Genomic DNA, 18,310 nt, shown 5'->3' on the forward strand with positions numbered 1-18,310 from the left:
GGTGAGTATTTCTCAAAATAAAACATATACAGTCTTTTTGATAATTCATATTATCATTGGGGTTTTGGTGTACTTTGTAAAGCCATTTGCAATTGTTTATTTTCTTGGTGTTGTAGCTTATTTTATAATCCAGATTTTAAGGACTGGGAATAAAAATAATGAAGCCCTTATGGGGGCGGCTTACATAGCAGGCGCAGAGGTTTTTTTTAGAATGAGTAATGCCGTCCCTATCTATGAGGCGGGAAAGTATTCTGTAATTTCATTTATGTTAATTGGGCTCTTTTTGAGCGGTGCTAGCCGAAAATCTGGTGTTTATTGGATATATATATTCTTGCTATTACCTAGCGTGCTTGTAGCTTCAATAACACTTGATTTAGGGACAGATGTGAAGAAAGCCGTTTTCTTTAACCTTAGCGGTCCCGTATGTTTAGGAATATCTGCATTATATTGTATAGATAGAAGAATAACGTATCGCCAGCTATCTAATCTTACAAAATGGATTCTATTACCCATAGTCGCAATGTCTATTTATATAACTCTTGGAACTCCAGATCTGAGGGAGACTTTACGCAGTACCGGAGCAAATTATGCGGCTACCGGTGGTTTTGGACCTAATCAAGTATCTACCGTACTAGGTTTAGGTATGTTTATGGCTCTAGTACAATTAATTGTTAATAGTAAGAATAAAGTGCTGTTATTCGTTCATCTGGCCTTAATAGGCTTTTTGCTTTATAAGGGTATAATTACTTTTTCGCGTGGTGGGGTTATCACAGGTTTAGTCTGTAGTGGTGCTTTTTTAATAATCTATTTTGCTGGATCCAAAGGAAAAGTTAGAAGGAAGATGATAACCTATCTCATCTTACTGGGTGGTGTTGTAGTAGGGGCTTCATTGTATAGCTCCTTTCAAACCAATGGACTTATAAATAAACGATATACAAATAGAGATGCAGCGGGTAGACTTAAGAGTGATATCACAACAGGTAGAGCAGAGTTACTAGAGACAGAGATATCTGCATTTTATAATAATCCGCTTGTAGGAGTTGGTGCAGGAAAGGTAAAAGAGTTAAGAGGTAATGAAAACATTGTTGGAGTTGCCTCTCACAATGAGATAAGTAGACTATTATCAGAGCACGGTATCTTAGGTTTAGTAATACTTGGCATTTTAATCATTTATCCATTAGTTTTTAGATCCAAAAACAGGCGTAACTATTTGTTTTTTTCTGCGCTGTTGTTTTGGTTTTTAACTATAAACCACTCTTCAATGCGTATTGCGGCACCAGGTTTTATTTATGCTTTGTGCCTATTAAATATTGTAAATGAAAACAAGAAAACTCCTGTACGTAGGAAACGCGCTCTCCGCTAGTGGTAAAACACTTACTACTATAGAAACCTTGAGCCCGCTGCTCGAGCAGGAGGGCTATGACGTAATAATTACATCTCAAAAGCCTAATAAACTTCTCAGGTTGCTGGATATGATTGCTACATTTTACAAGGTAAGGGACACTGTAGATGTCGTTCTAATTGATACCTACAGCACGTTTAACTTCTGGTATGCAGTGATCATAGGGAGGCTTTGTAGCAAGAGTAACATCCCTTATATTCCCATCTTACACGGTGGTAATTTGCCAGAGCGGCTAGAAAATAAACCACAAATATGTAAAGCACTTTTTGGTAATGCAAAAATAAATGTTGCGCCTAGTGGTTATTTGTATAGCGCTTTCGCGAAAGCGGGATTCTCAAACCTCATACACATTCCTAATACACTTGAGATAGAAAAGTACCCGTTTACAGAGAGGGAGAACGTTAAACCCAAGTTACTCTGGGTGCGATCATTTGCCAAAATATATAATCCTTTAATGGCGATTAAAGTTTTAGAACAACTTCTCACTCATCATCCGGATGCTACGCTCACGATGGTAGGGCCAGAAAAGGATGGGAGTTTGCAAAGCTGTAAAGAGTATGCTAGAACTAATAATTTACCCGTGACTTTTACTGGAAAATTATCAAAAAAGGAGTGGATTAAAGAGAGCATAAAACACGATATCTTTATAAATACCACAAATTTTGATAATATGCCGCTAAGTGTAGTTGAAGCAATGGCATTAGGATTAATAGTAATATCTACAAATGTGGGAGGTCTCCCATATCTTATAAGCGATGGTGAAGATGGATGTCTTACTCCTGCTGGAGATGTTCAACTATTTGTTTCAAAAGTACTTAGTGTGATTTCTAGTAATCAAGACTCTATAGATATCACAAAAAATGCGCGTGAGAAGGCAAACTCTTTTGCCTGGCAAAACGTAAAAAGTAAGTGGCATCAAGTGCTCTGCTAATTTTGTGATATATTTACCGTACTAACCAACCCTCTAATGTCGCGTTTGCCAGATATACATTTTGACGTTTCAGAACGTAAAGTTTTGTTGCGTATTTTTGATATTATAGCGGTGCTGGGCGCGTTATATCTTACACAAATTTTTCTCCAGTTTGACTACCTAGAACTTAATAGTGAGAATCGTGTAGCTATTATTGTGCTCATTGCGTACCTCTCTATTTTTGGGACTGTTTTTGAACTATACTTCTTACCCAAAACAGTAAAATTTCAAACAATGCTTAAGAATGTTATTCTTACAGTATCTGTTACCGTATTGTTTTATTTACTAACCCCTTTTTACACACCTATTTTGCCAGAAAACAGATTACAGATTGTATTTTTCTTCTTGGCTATGGTTGTAGGTATAAGTCTCTGGAGATGGTTATATATCACTGTTATTGCCGCTCCTAGATTTTACAAAAAAGCCATTGTAGTAGGAGACTCTTTTAATATTACCACAATAATCAAAAATTTAGAAAGTGCAGATCCTAATTATAAAATAGCGGGTTATGTAAATACAGAACCTATGTCTATAGAAGAAGTAATTGCAACAGATGCTAAGCGTTACCCGCCAGAAGGCTTATTACAAACTATAAGTGATAATGGTATCTCAGAGATTATTGTTGCAAGCAGCTACTCAGATGGTATTACCCTACCGTTATACAACGAGCTCATACTTCTTTTAGAAAAAGGATTCCCTATAAGGGAGTATATGCAGGTTTATGAGGAGATTGTGCAGCGGGTACCTGTTCAACACGTAGACAAAGATTTTTATCGCTACTTTCCTTTTAGCAGAAGTAATCAAAATAAGTTTTATAGACTTATACATAGGGTGTTTGATCTTTTACTAGGCATTATTGGTATAAGCTTCTTTGTAGTCTTTGCTCCATTTATTTGGTTAGGTAATTTAATAGGTAATAGGGGGCCACTTTTTTATACACAAACGCGAGTAGGGCATAATGGTAAACCTTTTAAAATTATCAAGCTACGCACAATGATTGTTAATGCCGAAAAAGATGGAGCTGCCTATGCCCAGAAAGGTGATAGTCGTATCACCAGCTTTGGGAGGTTTTTAAGAATGAGTAGAGTAGATGAGATTCCTCAATTTTTCAATGTAATTTTAGGAGAGATGAGCGTGATAGGACCTCGACCAGAGCGTCCAGTATTTGTGAAAGAATTATCTAAAGAAATTCCTTTTTATGAGACAAGGCATATTGTAAAACCTGGTCTCACTGGCTGGGCACAAGTAATGGGAAGTTACACCACTTCTGAAGAAGGGGCACTAGAAAAGTTGCAATATGATTTATATTATATCAAGCACCGTAACCTTTTTATGGATTTGAGTATTATCCTTAAGACTATAAGTACGGTAATCAATTTTAGAGGGCAATAATAAAACTATGCTTCTATGCGTGTAAGTTTTATATTTCTCAATATATAAATATACCTTACAGTTATTGCTATAAGAAGCGGCAACAATGAGGGAGCATAACTCTGTACTCCTATCGCCCAGTGAGCAAATAGTAAACACATTAATATAACTGCTAGTTTCATATAAGGATAAATCCATCTTGCAGGTTGCACCTTCTTAACGGCAAATGCCGCAAGTATGTGAAAAGGAAATGCCCAGAGAATATTATAATTCCAAGCGGTAGCAATATGATCTGTCCCAAACCACAAAAAAGCCACTAGCATACCCGTAACACCCGTAAAAAGTAGAAGAGTAGTATCTAGCCACCCTATTCCATTACCACCTTTAAAGTCTTTATAGGTCTTGTAAATGATAAATAAAGCAATGAGTCCTAGTATAAATAGTGGGCTTACATAAAAAGGTACTCCATAAGAGTGTATAAAACTAGGTTCAAATATAGTCTGAGAGTTTTTAACCAGTGCTTTTGAACTATTTCCACTAGTTACTTGGGCTGTTTTAAAAGAAGCCATAAGCTCGTTAGGTAAAAATAAATGCTCCTCTGGCGTGGCAACACGATCTATCACAGATCCTAGAGCTACATCTATTCCTAAACTTCCCCAGCTGTTCCAGGGTACATACTGTCTTATAAGATCTCTATGAGTGAGCGTTGTATCTATACCCGTATGTTGTAATGCAAGAGACCCTTCTACAGAAGATGCAACGGCATAATAAGGTCGTGTTGCACAGTTGTCATAAAAGAAATCATATTTATAGTAGCGATTAGTCTCACTTAAATTATTGAGTAAAAACTCATAGGCACCTTGCTTTTCTTGCTGATTTAGATTGAGCTCTTGTGATTTTATCCAGCGCTGTTGTGCTTTATAGCTGTACTCAAAATTTTTATAAGGAGCGGCAGCTAGCTTGTAAAGTAGTTTTCCTCTAGCAAATTTTAAGTAAAAATTAGGCGTATCAAAGTCAAAAACACCATAATTAAAAACCAGGTCTATCTTGTTAGGCACATCTTTAACACGCACAGAAGTGTGCCCAAAGGCATCATAAAGTTCTGGACCAGGTCCTATAGTTATGAGCTCGATACTTGCCTCTGTAGAGAGTGTGGGAAACCGTTGCTGTGCTTCACTTATAAAAGAACAAGCTAGTAAAAGTAGGAGTAGTGCCTTTTTCATAGATGGTAAAGATAGTTGAGATACGATTAAGGAGCAAAGCCTATCTAGTAACTTAAATCCATAAAAAAAGCCAGACTATGTCTGGCTTTACAATATTAAAGAGTTTTATACTCCCGGTACGATACGTACAGGCACTGTAAATTGAGTTCCTACAGTTTGAGTGTCTAGTTTTTCATAATTAAGGCGTGACTTAATAAAAGCAGCTACATATTCTTCTTTAGTGTCTACATCTATAACAACTACCTCATTTGCTTTGTTTACCATCAAGGTAACTTGTGCAGTAAGATCTTTTTTTACCTCAAATCCTGGCTCGCTTAATAGAGTTGCCACTTGTTGAGTTACAGTCTTTCCTTTCTCGTCAGACGTTGGTTCAGTTTCGGTTGCAAATACTGTGCTTATTGATAATAAGGCTACAAGTACTAATAGGTTTACTTTTTTCATAATAGGTTTTTGTTTTTTTGATTAATTCTATAACAAAGAGACGGCTATTTTTTCTATATGTGACACCTCGACTTGAAGCTTAACTGTTCTTTAACCCTCATTTACAGTCGTTAACGTTGTGTTGATTTTCAAATAACGCTTTCGCGAAAGCGTCATAGAACACACCCTAAGTAATCTTTAAAAACCTTATTTATGTCACCTTAATTAAGCAATTTTTATGACCGAATAGATACCAATTATGAGATTTTATTACATATAGTGCAATGTTACCAAAACAAAAAAATCCCGCTCTATAAAAGCGGGATTTTGCAACGTGATAACTCACGTTTATATAATGTAAGTCTTAAGCTAGTACAGCCTGAACTTTATCTGCAGCTTCTTTAAACTCGATAGCAGATTGAACGTCAAGTCCAGAATCATCTATAAGTTTCTTTGCAATATCTGCATTAGTACCTTGTAAACGTACAATGATAGGCACGTTTATAGTTCCCATATTTTTATATGCATCGATAATACCTTGTGCCACACGGTCACAACGTACAATTCCTCCAAAAATGTTTACTAAGATTGCCTTTACAGCTGGATCTTTAAGTATTAATTGGAAAGCAGCTTCAACACGCTCAGCATCTGCAGTACCTCCTACGTCAAGAAAGTTTGCAGGCTCACCACCAGATTGTTTGATAAGGTCCATAGTTGCCATCGCAAGTCCAGCACCATTTACCATACACCCTACGTTTCCGTCTAGGTCTACATAGTTAAGTCCTTTCTCACCAGCTTCAACCTCTACTTGGTTTTCCTCACGCTTGTCACGCATAGCTGCATAATCTTTACGACGGTATAATGCGTTATCATCTAGTGATACCTTAGCATCTACTGCCATAATCTTATCGTCACTTGTTTTAAGAACAGGGTTGATCTCAAAAAGTGAACTGTCAGAATCTGTGTATGCTTTATAAAGAGCAGCAACAAACTTTGTCATATCCTTAAAAGCAGCACCACTTAACCCAAGGTTAAAAGCGATTTTACGTGCTTGGAAAGGAAGTAATCCTGTTGCAGGATCTATCTCTTCGTGAAAGATAAGGTGCGGAGTCTCCTCTGCTACCGTCTCAATATCCATCCCACCTTCTGTAGAGTACATAATCATATTGCGACCTGTCCCTCTGTTAAGAAGTACAGACATATAATATTCTTCTGGCTCGCTGTCACCTGGGTAGTATACATCCTCTGCAACAAGTACTTGGTGTACTCTCTTACCTTCAGCGCTAGTCTGAGGTGTTACAAGATCCATCCCTATAATCTGGTCTGCGATTGTTTTTACTTCATCAAGACTTTTTGCGAGTTTTACACCGCCACCTTTACCGCGTCCACCTGCGTGTACTTGGGCTTTGATTACGTGCCATCCAGTACCGGTTTCTTCTGTAAGTTTTTTGGCAGCTGCAACAGCTTCATCTGGAGTCTGTGCTACATAACCGCGTTGGATACGTACGCCAAAACTATTTAATATCTCTTTTCCTTGATATTCGTGTAGATTCATAATCTTCGTTTAAGATGCTTAATTTGCCTCGCAAAAATAACAAATGCGCTACGGGAGCGCAATAGTTTTTGTGATTAATTCTGAGGAATGATTTTATACAATTTCTGCACTGAGTCCCGCTTGTAAAAGTTTAGAACAACGAGGCTCTAAATCTTTGTAATCGCCAGACTTTACAGAGCATTTCCCTTTATAATGTACCAGTAGTGCACACTGGTGTGCCTGATTTTCTTCGTGATCACAAGCATAGATGAGTGTATTGATCACGTGATCAAAGGTATTTACATCATCATTATAGAGTATAATCTCGTGTGCCGGTGATTCTTCGGTTAAGATGTCTAGTTCTTCTTGATATTTTTCTTGATTGCTCATATCATTAAGATTTTTGCTACAAATTTACAAATTTTGTGGGTTTACGCTTTCGCGAAAGCGTAATTCTAACATAATATTATCAACTCTCTAACTGTGTCTAGCCTCGCTTCTCAAACTTACAAGCGACCCAATTATTGCGCTCGTAGTTACTAACGAAATAAAGTCCGTGTTCATTGCATTTTTCAGAAATAAGCGGGATATCTTCTGTATAAAATCCACTTAATAATAAAATTCCATCTTCGGGAAGACAGCTAGCATAGGTAGGGATGTCACTTAGTAGTATGTTGCGATTTATATTTGCGATGATGATGTCGTAATTTTTGTCACTAAGTAAAGAGGCTTCTCCTTCATAAGTGGTGATGTGTTTACAGTTGTTACGTTCCACATTTTCTATAGTGTTAAGGTAGCACCAGTTGTCTATATCTATAGCATCTATAGGTTGTGCGCCACGCATCTCTGCAAGTATAGCAAGCACGCCTGTGCCACATCCCATATCTAGTGTTTTCTTACCTGTAACATCAAGTTTAAGGAGGTGCTTGATCATCATATGTGTAGTCTCGTGATGGCCGGTCCCAAAAGACATTTTTGGCTCTATTACGATATCAAAGGCTACGTCTGTTTTTTTGTGAAAGGGCGCTCTCACGGCACACTTACCATCTACTTCTATAGGTTCAAAATTCTTTTCCCACTCCTCATTCCAGTTTACTTGCTCTATCTCTTCTGCAGTATATGTGATTTTAAATTCTTGAGAATTTAAAATCTGTATATCATTGAGTAGTTGGTCAAAGTGTACCTCACCTTCTGGAAACGCCTCTTGCTTCTGTATGTATGCAATTACACCGGTAGAGGTCTCTGTAAAGCTTTCAAAACCTGCGTAGCCTAGCTCTGCAATGAGAATTTCTGTAGCAGGGTCGCGTGGTTCTATAGTAAATGTGTAGCCTAGGTAGATGGGAGTCATTAGTTGTTTTTTTGTAAGTTGTATGTTACTTCTGGGTCTATGGTGAGAAGTATAGATCCATTTACATCGGGCAAAAATACGGTTTCTGTATCGATGAGAATCTCTTCTTTTGCAGTAAAATGTACTCGGGCAGCTTCTCTAAATTGCTCATTTCTTATAAGTACTTTATAAGGAGCTCGTAAGCTAAAATTCCATCTTGTAAAGTTTTGATTTTCTAAAAGCGTATAGCTGTCTGGTTGCAGCATCTCGTGTGTCATTTTTACTGCTCTGCCAGTGTGTAAAGACCCTGCGCCATAGAGGCCACGTAGCGGCTCGTTAGCCTTAATGTGATCTATGTTTGTAGCAGAGAGTTTTATAATACTACTCATCTCATCTACAGATAAGTCATTGTTTACAGAGAGCATAAGACCTATAGTGCCGGTTACTAGTGGTGCTGCGGGTGAGGTAGCTTGATATGGATTGTAAGCAATCTCTCCATTTTTTTGAAACTTGTAATACTGAAAGATGTCATTACCCGGTGCCACAATATCTACTGTAGCGTCAAGATTATTTGTTGAGCTTAAATACAGTCTATAGTTGTCTTTTGGGTCATTATTTGCAAATCCTCCTGTGCGGGAGAGGTGATACTGTTGTTTTTCGGCATAATATTTACCATTCTTTTCTTCTATATTGAGACCATCTTCTATAGTATCATATTTATGTTGCACACTACCCACAGAAAGTACGTGCTCATAGGCTCCTGGGTATCTTAATTGTGTTCCGTTGGTTTTGCTATAAGGTGCATTATGGGGTACAGATATAATGATGGTCCCTAGATCTCGCATCTCATTAATTGCCTCTTGAGCAGTCTCGTAATAAGTGCGACTTCCCCAGCTGCAGTTTATTACTTTCACGCCGCTTCTCGCAAGTTCTAGTAGTTGATTAAACTCTTTAAAATCTCCATAAGTTGTGGTTTTTATACTACAATCATAACATACACCTGCACCAGCATAGGCATTATCACCTTGAGCAGCTGCAATTGCGGCAATATTATAACCGTGACCACTAGAGAGGCTGCTTTTTTTTACCATTGTAAGTTTACCAGCAAACTCTGGATCTTCTGGATCTACATATCCATCAGAAATACCAATGTGCACATCTGGAGAACCCGTTGTGTAATACCAGGCTTGGGGTACTCCCATAAAGTCATAGTAGTCAAATAATAAAGATGAGCCCAGATTTTGCCCTGTAGTACTTGTTACTCCATAATCATTAGGCTCATAGATTTGTAGTTTTTGAGCGGTAATGCTTTCGGAAAACTCAAATATATCTGGAGCAATCATTTTTAACTCTTTCTGAAAGGCAGGTGTAGTGGCAATAGCAAAGAAGGTGCGCTTGAGCTTATCACGAGTAGCGTATTTAAACCCTCTTCTAAAGATCTTTACGTCGTGTTTTTCAAAAAGCGTTTTTAAACGCAAGTCATCTCCTGTATACGTAACAACAGAGTCTTGCGTTTGTGTAGGTATTTCTATAGCATTTGAAACAGTTCTTATATAAAATCTGTCCTCTTGTGCCGTAATGGTGTAAGAGAAAGCAATAAGTATGATGATGACTAGCCGCTTCATACCTATGATTTTTTAATCGTAGCTATTTCTTTTTCGAGCGTTGCGACCTTATCTAGTGCTTGTTCTATTTGTTTCTCTTGGCGTATGAGGTGTAGTGTGAGTTCTTCTACTTTTTTGAGGAGTAATCTATTCATCTCACCTAGTTCTATACCGTTTTTAAGTACCTCTTCGGTAGAGGGTATTTCTGGCAGATGCCCGTTTGTGTTTATGTAGTTCTCAATTTCGCGTAAGCGGGCTAAATCATACCCGTCTTCAAAAACTGTATCTGCCCATTCTTTTAGATCTACTTTTACAGAGCGAGCGTGTATACGTCCGTTTACTTCTAGCTTATCTGTAGGCTTCTTTTTGCCTATGCCCATATTGCCACTTTTAGTCACATAAATGGCGTTGCTTTCTTTTTTGTTTTTAAAGAGAGCCAGTGATCCATCACGGTTTGTGGCAGTCTCACTAGTAGTTTGAGCAGCACAGCTTGAGGTGGTTAATATTATAAGTAGAGCGAGCGAAAGTATTTTCATTACAATAAGATTTAGCTCTAAAATACTAATACCAATTGATATAAAATAAAAATGCGCTAGCCGTGATGGCTAGCGCATTCCTATTTATGATAAAATGTGGCTGCTTTTAAGCAAAAGCATTTACAATTTCAAAAAAGTCATCTGCCTTAAGCGATGCACCACCTATGAGGCCGCCATCTACGTCTGGCTTGCCAAAAATCTCTTTTGCATTACCAGGTTTTACAGATCCTCCGTAAAGTATGGTTACATTTTCTCCTACTTCTTCGTTATAGGTCTCTGCAACTGTTTTTCTTATAAACGCGTGCATATCTTGTGCCTGCTCTGGTGAGGCCGTCTCTCCCGTACCTATTGCCCATACTGGCTCATATGCTAGCACGATACTAGACCAAGCCGAAGCATCAAGATGAAAAAGTGCGTTTTTAAGCTGGCTCTCTACAACCTTTTCTTGGTTGCCAGCCTTGCGATCTTCTAGCTCTTCTCCAAAACAAAATATCACTCGCATCTCGTTTTCAAGGGCAGCATTTACCTTTTCTGTAAGAAGCTCATCTCCTTCATTAAAATAAGCACGACGCTCGCTATGACCTAAAATTACTGTATTTACCCCCACACTTTTAAGCATCGCTGCAGAGATCTCACCAGTGTAAGCTCCACTTTTTGCCTGGTGCATATTTTGTGCGGCTACTGTGATGTTACTATCGCTTAGACTCTCAAAGGCACTATGTAAATTAATGTATGTAGGAGCAATAATAACCTCTGCATCACCATTATTTACTTTGCGTTTTAAGTCTGTGATGAGACCAGCTGTGGCAGCAAGGTCATTGTTCATTTTCCAGTTTCCGGCAACGATGTGTTTTCTCATTATGTATATTTTTCGGCGCTAGGGTAGTAGCTTGTTAGTTGTATGTGATTATAGATGAGCTTATCAAAGTGATTAATAAGGGTTGTTATTACGCTTTCGCGAAAGCGTACTCATCATAACAAATATAACACCCGTAATTGAAGTTTGGGGTGCGGTTAACGTAGTTTTCACGATACCGTTTTCGTAAGGTAATGTTCTATTATCCCAGTTTTACCTTTGGGTCTAGCCATTTATATACAAAGTCTACTAAGATATTAATGATAACAAATAGGGTTGCAATCACTAGTACAGCTCCCATAATAATAGGGAGATCTAACGTATTGAGCGCGTCTACTATCTCTTTACCAAGTCCGTTCCACCCGAAGATGTATTCTACAAAAACAGCACCGGCTAGCATAGATGCAAACCATCCAGAAATAGCAGTTACAACAGGGTTGAGCGCATTTTTAATAGCGTGGTTTTTAATAATCTGGTAGGTGCTAAGCCCTTTTGCACGGGCGGTACGTATGTACTCTTGATTATATACTTCGAGAAGTGAGTTGCGCATAAGTTGTATCACAACTGCTAGTGGGCGTATGCCTAAAACAAGGGCTGGTAATATGAGGTTTTTCCAGCGTATGTGTACCTCTTCGCCAAAATTATCCATCTCATACAGACTACCCGTCATATTAAGATTAGTAAATGAGTGCAATGCATAGCCAAATAGCCAAGCAAACAAAATAGCACTAAAAAAACTAGGGACACTCATCCCCAGGGTGCTCACAATTTGTATGGTCTTATCTACCCAGGTGTCCCTCATTTGCGCCGAAATAATACCGAGTATAATCCCAATAACTATCGCTATAAGTATGGCGCTTACGGCCAGTACAATAGTGTTAGGTAGCGTTTCTGCAATAACCTGAGTGACCGGTTTACCTGTTTTCTGAAAGCTTTCTCGTAAGTATGGATATTTTAATACTACAGTAGTGTTACCTATCGTAAATAGGGGAGTAGCGTTATACTTTCCAGAAGTGAGAGAGGTGTAGTTAGTATGATCACTTGCGTGAAAAGATAATGGTGATAAGTCATTGAGGTAATACCCATACTGAGTACTTACAGGCTTATCAAAACCATACTTTGCACGCACCTTTGCTAGTTGTTCTGGGTCTTCATTTTGATCTAGCATCATACGTGCGGGATCACCGGGTAGTACCGTAAATAAAAAGAAGATAACCGTCACAACTCCCCATAAGGTGAGAAGTGCATAGCCTAGTTTATATATAAGTTGCTTGACCAAGTTATTTTATATCACTAGGAGTGAGTTTTCCTTGTTTTATAGCAAGCGCATCTTCTATAGAAATTGCTTTATACTCAAAGCCTTCACCAAAGAGTGCTTGTGCATACTCCTCAATAGTTTGTGTAAAACCTGCTTGAGCACGCATTGCATTTACCTCTTCTGGGTTTTTTACAGGCCACATAAAATCACCAGACCCATAGTTTACGCCTTGCGTTCCATATACTTGTGGGAGGTCTTGCTGTGAGAGATAACGATCCTCCATCATTGCAACGAGGCGCATAGGTAATTCTCCCTTTGCTCCAGCCTCCTTTATAGTGTCTAGATAAGTGTCTATTTTATTAGAATGCTGTACTACATACCAGGCTGCGGTGTTTGTAGGTTCTCCTACAATGCTTTTACCTGGATAACCAGAGGTAGTAAGTATGCGTTCTACCCGCTGTAAATTTATGCTGTCTAGTAGTTCCTGCTGTTTCCATAAAAAGCCTTGCAACTCTTCTGGGGCTACACCTGCTTTTTTAGCCTCTGCTATTTTTTCTGGACCTTCAGAGAGGTACATTAGTTTGCGGTACTTCTGGTCAAGATATGCAATACTGTCTAGCTCGTACTTGAGAGCAAAGTCCATTTCTGGTTTACTATTTTCTTGTGGTACAAGTCGTAGGTCTTCTGCATCATTGTAATGCAATTTTTGAAGAATGGTTCCTTTATGCATACTCACAATACCAGGGTTTGCGCGTACAATGGTTTTAAGTACCGTCTCATCTGTAAAGAAAAACTTAAATGGCAATCTGTTTTCTTGTACAAAAGCATCTGCAGCGTCTTGGGCAGATGAGCTTAGCCCTATTACATTATACCCTTTGCGTATAGCCTCTTCTGTTATATTACGTATGTTGTAATAACCCTGAGGTTCTGTGTTGAGTAAATTGTAGGCAATGATTACGATTAGATTTTCTTTTTCAAGATAGGTGGTTGTATAATCCCTGCCGTCACGCTCTATAGTAAAGTCGTGCACAGGTGGTTCATATCCCTCGCTTGTTTGTACTACCTCATAAGATACGTATGTGCCATCTACCTCTGGATACCCTCCATCTGTAGTGATCACCTCTTCTTTACCATCTACAAGAAAGGTCCATTGATACTCAAAGGTCGCCTCTGGTGCTCCTTCTGGTACCACCATACCCTCTGCAATATTAGACCCTACTTTATATGCTCTAAAATCTAGCCACGGTAGGTGCTCAAGTACGTGCATACCAAAAAACATACATCCTAAAAATGATACAAAAACAAGCGATGCATTCATAAGTTTTGAGAAGAGTGGTTTAATGTGTTTCTGGTTAATCATTAAGAAGAGAATCAATACTAGAAGTATCACATCCTTTGCAAAAGACTCCCAAGGCACGAGCGGTATCGCATCGCCAAAACAACCACAATCTGTCACCTTATTAAAGTAAGCCGAGTAAAATGTGAGGAATGTAAAAAATACAATCATCGCAAACAGCAGCCACAAGGTGATTTTCTTTCTAAAACCTACGAGCAGTGCAATACCCAGTAGCACCTCTACTACAACCAGTATGATGGAGATAAGCAGTGCATAAGGAGATAAAAACTCTAGCCCTAACACCTCTGCGCTAAAATATTCTTGAAGTTTATATGAGAACCCAAGCGGGTCATTAAGTTTTATAAAACCAGAAAAAATAAACAAAGCACCTACTATAAAGCGTGCTATGTGTGTAAGTACCTTCATCATAAAAAAGCTTTGGTCGTTTTTAATATATCTGTAGTCAGTAATAAATATTAAGCCTCTCCTAAGTGTATCATTGCAAACACCGCATAGTTTATCATATCTTGATAATTTGCATCAATCCCCTCAGACACCAGTGTTTTACCTTTATTATCCTCTATCTGTTTTACACGTAACAGCTTCTGCAATATAAGATCAGTAAGGCTGCTCACACGCATATCTCTCCAGGCCTCACCATAGTCGTGGTTTTTATCCATCATTAACTGTTTTGTGAGTGCGATTTTCTCGTCATAAGCCTTTACAGCCTCCTCAAGCTCGAGGTCGGGTTGCTCTACCACACCACGCTCTAGGTTTACTAGCGCCATCGCACAGTAATTTATAATGCCTATAAACTCAGACTGCTGTCCCTCATCTACCTTTTGCACCTCGTTTTGCTGTAAGCCACGTATGCGTTGTGCTTTTATAAAAATCTGATCTGTAAGAGACGGCAAGCGCAGTATGCGCCACGCACTCCCGTAATCCTTCATTTTTTTTATATACAAATCTCTACATTGAGTGATTACCGCATCATATTGCGCAGACGTATCGGCCATAGGGTTTCTTTTGATTTTTGGTAAATTTCGGTTAAAAACTTCAATATAAGAAATACCCCTTGCCTTATAAAGAGAGAAGTGTACTATCTTTTTGAAGCACACAATTTATGGTGTACTTTTGGGGGAGTATCCCGCTTTCTGTTGCAATTCCTCGCGGCGGTTGCACCAGCCAGCTGTGGGATTTACACGGCAATCGGGGCTAGAGACTAGAGGTAGTCTATACCTCGAGACTTTATAAGTGATACTACTGTATATAAATACCTAACTACATCTAAACAACGTTAACCTATAATGACCATAAACTGCAACGGAAAGCTAATAGATCTCACCACACCAAAGGTAATGGGTATTCTCAATCTCACACCAGATAGCTTTTATGATGGAGGAAAGTATGGTGATATAGATGCTGCCATAAGTCAGGTTGAGGTGATGCTTAGCGATGGCGCTACGTTTATAGATGTAGGTGCATATAGCTCTAGGCCTGGTGCGACAGATATTTCGGTAGAGGAGGAGGAGCGCAGGCTCATACCGGTGGTAAGGCAGTTAGTTACTACTTTTCCGGAGATTGTGATAAGCATAGACACCTTTCGCGCAAGCGTAGCAAAAAAAGCAATTGAGGCAGGTGCAGCTATTGTAAATGATATAAGTGCTGGGATGCTGGATGATGATATGATGGCTGTTGTAGGGGCATTGCAGGTGCCTTATATAATGATGCATATGCGAGGGACGCCTCAAACTATGAAGCAACTTACCACTTATGATAATTTTCTTAAAGAGGTGATGTACTACTTCTCAGAGCGAGTTGCAGTGGCAAAAAGTCATAAGATTAATGACCTTGTTATAGACCCTGGTTTTGGCTTTGCAAAAACTACAGCGCAAAGTTTTGAGCTACTCAATAACCTTGACTTGCTTGAGGCTTTTGAAGTACCCGTGCTAGCAGGTGTTTCTCGTAAATCTATGATTTATAAAACTTTAGATGTGACAGCAGATAATGCCCTTAATGGCACGACTGTTCTTAATACGGTGGCAATAAGTAAAGGTGCACGTATACTGCGAGTACACGATGTTAAGGAAGCTATGGAGGTGATATCACTCTCAAATGCTTTGACACCTAACTTGTCTTAATAAGATTAGGTTTTATAACAATTGCAATTAATCTCCGTTAGGATACACAAAACCGCCTTTGATTAACAGAATTTTGGCAAAAAAATGCTATTTTTCACCTCTTAAACATTTCTATGATGAAAATCCTACGTCTAGCATTAGCTTTCATACTATTTTCTTTTTTTAATACATTGGTTTTTGCACAGTCTAGTCCTGGTGGACCTACGTGTGCAGACGCTGTACCTTTTTGTACGGCAGAGCTAGCTCAGCCCTTTGATAACTGCTACAATGGTAGTACAAATCCAAACTGTACTACTTCTGGAGAATCAGGAATTGATTATGGCTGTTTAGGCTCTACGCCCTATCCAACTTGGTATTTTTTACAAATAGACCAAGCGGGAACGCTTGAGTTTGAAATCGTTCAAAATGGATCTATAGAAGACGACGGAACTCCTACAGGAAATGGACTTGATGTGGATTTTGCTATTTGGGGGCCCTTTAATGACACTAACGTATGTGGTATGTTAGGATCACCATTAGATTGTAGTTTTTCGGCAGCACCCATTGAGAATGCCACTATTCCAAATGCGCAGGTTGGTGAGGTTTATGTTTTTTTAGTAACTAATTATGCTGCAAGTATTGGAGGTACAACGAATGGAGGTCAAGGTGAAATTTTTATAAGTCAAACAAATGCTACTGCCGGTAATGCAGGAACTACAGATTGCTCAATAGTTAATGCTTCTTTAGGAGCAGATCAAGAGGTTTGTGATGGAGAGACAGTTACGCTAGATGCGACATCTCCAGATGCGGCTGGTTATGCTTGGGCAGTAGATACGGGCGCAGGTTTTATGCCAGTACTAGATGGTACGGGTACACAAGTTACAACAGCAACACTTGATGTAACGACTTCTGGTAACTACCAAGTGACTATAACAGATTTTAATGGTGATACCGGGACAGATGAGGCGTTAGTAACATTTTTTACGGTACCTACAGCAACGCAACCAGCAGATCTTTTTGAATGTGATACAGATGCAGACGGATCGGCTACTTTTAATCTAGACATACAAATAGGAGATATCCTTAACGGACAAGACCCTAATGAGTTTGATGTGACTTTTCACTTAAGTCTTGCAGATGCTTCTGGTCCGGCAGGAATAGGAGCCCTTACAGGTACCGCGGCTTACACTTCTACTACAGATGAGATATTTGTGCGTGTAGAAAATGCAAACTTGGCTGAGTGTGTAGCGACTACAAGCTTTATGATTAACGTTGTAGATTTACCTGTAGCAACAATGCCAGGTCTTTATGAGATTTGTGATGATGCTGCAGATGGTGATGATACAAATGGTATTGCCACCTTTGACCTATCTACACTTAATGATGATGTTTTAAATGGACTTGACCCTATGCAATTTGTGGTGAGTTACCACGCAACAGGTCCTGATGCGACTGCAAATGCAAATCCATTACCACTTGCTTATGAAAACGTAGGTTCTCCAAATAATGATCAAATCTTTGCACGTGTTGAGAATACGGCTTTTACGGGTTGTTTTTCTATCACCCCAGTAAATTTACGAGTAAATCCTCTACCTGTATTAACTTCACCTGCGACGCTACGCCAGTGTGATGATGATATGAATGGGGTAAGCATTATAAATTTAACCCAAGCAGAAGGCGAGTTAAGCACAAATGCCGCAAATGAAACCTTTGCTTATTTTGATTCTTCTGGGGCAGCTATCCCAGACCCTACTGCTTATATGAATAGTAGTAACCCATTTGTTGAAGCAATTGGAGTTACGGTAACAAACTTAAATGGGTGTTCTCGCGATGGGACCATAAATCTTATAATTAGTGCTTCTCAAATACCTGCAGGCACATTATTTGCAGATGAGATGGAGTGTGATACAGATAGTGATGGAGTGGCTTTATTTGATTTTTCTGCAGCAACAGCAGCTATAGAAGCATCGTTTGCTCCGCAAGTTGTTATCGTGTCTTACTATGAAACACAACAAGAAGCTTTATCTGAAGTAAATCCTATTGCAGATCCTTCTGCTTATAATAACAACCTTACGTACACAAGTGCTGGAGGTGTTCAAGATATCTGGGTACGAGTTGAAGCAGACACAGATAATGGTTGTGTAGGTCTTGGAGAGCACGTACGTCTTACCGTTGTTCCTAACCCCACTTTCCTACCCAACATCTCTTCACTTGAAGAATGTTCACCTATCGCAAATGCTGCACAATTTGATCTTACAGAGCAAGATGCTCAGATCACTGGCGGTGATTCTAATATTCTAGTTACTTATTATGAGAATGTAGGGAATTACACGGCAATGAATGATATTGCTAA

The 18,310-nt window shown here is 39.0% G+C and carries 15 protein-coding genes and 1 pseudogene; 5 read left to right on the forward strand and 11 right to left on the reverse strand.

All coding sequences use genetic code 11. The annotated features are described in order from the left end of the window. Window positions 1-37: 37 nt before the first annotated feature. From Q0948_RS11225 to Q0948_RS11235, 3 genes are read left to right on the forward strand one after another with little or no spacing between them, the layout of a single operon-like run. Window positions 38-1,363: an O-antigen ligase gene (locus Q0948_RS11225; protein WP_298352483.1), complete on the forward strand. Its 1,326-nt coding sequence runs from the start codon at window positions 38-40 to the stop codon at window positions 1,361-1,363. Then, window positions 1,317-2,333 carry a glycosyltransferase family 4 protein gene (locus tag Q0948_RS11230; RefSeq protein ID WP_298352486.1) on the forward strand — a complete coding sequence of 339 codons (1,017 nt, stop codon included), beginning with the start codon at window positions 1,317-1,319 and terminating at the stop codon, window positions 2,331-2,333. Before Q0948_RS11225 ends, Q0948_RS11230 begins: the two co-directional genes overlap by 47 nt. A 36-nt stretch (window positions 2,334-2,369) precedes the next feature. Beyond that, window positions 2,370-3,764: a sugar transferase gene (locus tag Q0948_RS11235; protein ID WP_298352489.1), complete on the forward strand. Its 1,395-nt coding sequence runs from the start codon at window positions 2,370-2,372 to the stop codon at window positions 3,762-3,764. Window positions 3,765-3,769: 5 nt separating this feature from the next. Here Q0948_RS11235 and Q0948_RS11240 read toward each other — a convergent pair whose 3' ends face one another. The 11 genes from Q0948_RS11240 to Q0948_RS11290 form a co-directional block, all read right to left on the reverse strand. Continuing rightward, window positions 3,770-4,966 carry a DUF4105 domain-containing protein gene (locus Q0948_RS11240; protein WP_298352492.1) on the reverse strand — a complete coding sequence of 399 codons (1,197 nt, stop codon included), beginning with the start codon at window positions 4,964-4,966 and terminating at the stop codon, window positions 3,770-3,772. A 105-nt stretch (window positions 4,967-5,071) separates the two neighbouring features. Further along, complete coding sequence (locus Q0948_RS11245; RefSeq protein ID WP_298352495.1) at window positions 5,072-5,407, reverse strand: hypothetical protein; 336 nt, start codon at window positions 5,405-5,407, stop codon at window positions 5,072-5,074. A 343-nt stretch (window positions 5,408-5,750) separates the two neighbouring features. Further along, window positions 5,751-6,941, reverse strand: coding sequence for an ADP-forming succinate--CoA ligase subunit beta (sucC, locus tag Q0948_RS11250; RefSeq protein ID WP_035328085.1), 1,191 nt, complete (start codon window positions 6,939-6,941; stop codon window positions 5,751-5,753). 93 nt (window positions 6,942-7,034) lie between these two features. Next, window positions 7,035-7,310, reverse strand: a complete 276-nt coding sequence (locus tag Q0948_RS11255; protein ID WP_035328087.1) for an ATP-dependent Clp protease adaptor ClpS — start codon at window positions 7,308-7,310, stop codon at window positions 7,035-7,037. A gap of 97 nt (window positions 7,311-7,407) precedes the next feature. Further along, window positions 7,408-8,268 carry a 50S ribosomal protein L11 methyltransferase gene (gene prmA / locus Q0948_RS11260; RefSeq protein ID WP_298352504.1) on the reverse strand — a complete coding sequence of 287 codons (861 nt, stop codon included), beginning with the start codon at window positions 8,266-8,268 and terminating at the stop codon, window positions 7,408-7,410. After that, window positions 8,268-9,872 carry a S8/S53 family peptidase gene (locus Q0948_RS11265; protein WP_298352507.1) on the reverse strand — a complete coding sequence of 535 codons (1,605 nt, stop codon included), beginning with the start codon at window positions 9,870-9,872 and terminating at the stop codon, window positions 8,268-8,270. Before Q0948_RS11265 ends, prmA begins: the two co-directional genes overlap by 1 nt. A 2-nt stretch (window positions 9,873-9,874) precedes the next feature. Next, window positions 9,875-10,387 (reverse strand): hypothetical protein, encoded by a 513-nt coding sequence (locus tag Q0948_RS11270; RefSeq protein WP_298352509.1) that lies wholly within the window; start codon window positions 10,385-10,387, stop codon window positions 9,875-9,877. Between the two features lie 106 nt (window positions 10,388-10,493). Further along, on the reverse strand, window positions 10,494-11,246 hold the full coding sequence (tpiA, locus tag Q0948_RS11275; protein WP_298352512.1) for a triose-phosphate isomerase: 753 nt from the start codon (window positions 11,244-11,246) through the stop codon (window positions 10,494-10,496). A 199-nt stretch (window positions 11,247-11,445) separates the two neighbouring features. Further along, window positions 11,446-12,522, reverse strand: a complete 1,077-nt coding sequence (locus Q0948_RS11280; protein WP_298352514.1) for an ABC transporter permease — start codon at window positions 12,520-12,522, stop codon at window positions 11,446-11,448. 1 nt (window position 12,523) lies between these two features. Continuing rightward, window positions 12,524-14,266, reverse strand: a complete 1,743-nt coding sequence (locus Q0948_RS11285) for a BT_3928 family protein (protein ID WP_298352517.1) — start codon at window positions 14,264-14,266, stop codon at window positions 12,524-12,526. 47 nt (window positions 14,267-14,313) lie between these two features. Beyond that, window positions 14,314-14,853, reverse strand: coding sequence for a DUF1599 domain-containing protein (locus Q0948_RS11290; protein WP_035329080.1), 540 nt, complete (start codon window positions 14,851-14,853; stop codon window positions 14,314-14,316). A 291-nt stretch (window positions 14,854-15,144) separates the two neighbouring features. Between Q0948_RS11290 and folP the strand changes: the two genes are divergently transcribed. Both folP and Q0948_RS11300 read left to right on the forward strand, forming a co-directional pair. Continuing rightward, window positions 15,145-15,978: a dihydropteroate synthase gene (gene folP, locus Q0948_RS11295; RefSeq protein ID WP_298352522.1), complete on the forward strand. Its 834-nt coding sequence runs from the start codon at window positions 15,145-15,147 to the stop codon at window positions 15,976-15,978. Between the two features lie 113 nt (window positions 15,979-16,091). Then, window positions 16,092-18,310, forward strand: a pseudogene (locus Q0948_RS11300) (iron-regulated protein FrpC); the annotation flags it as partial.

Origin of the sequence: uncultured Dokdonia sp., assembly GCF_947496725.1 — a bacterium.
Lineage (GTDB): Bacteria > Bacteroidota > Bacteroidia > Flavobacteriales > Flavobacteriaceae > Dokdonia.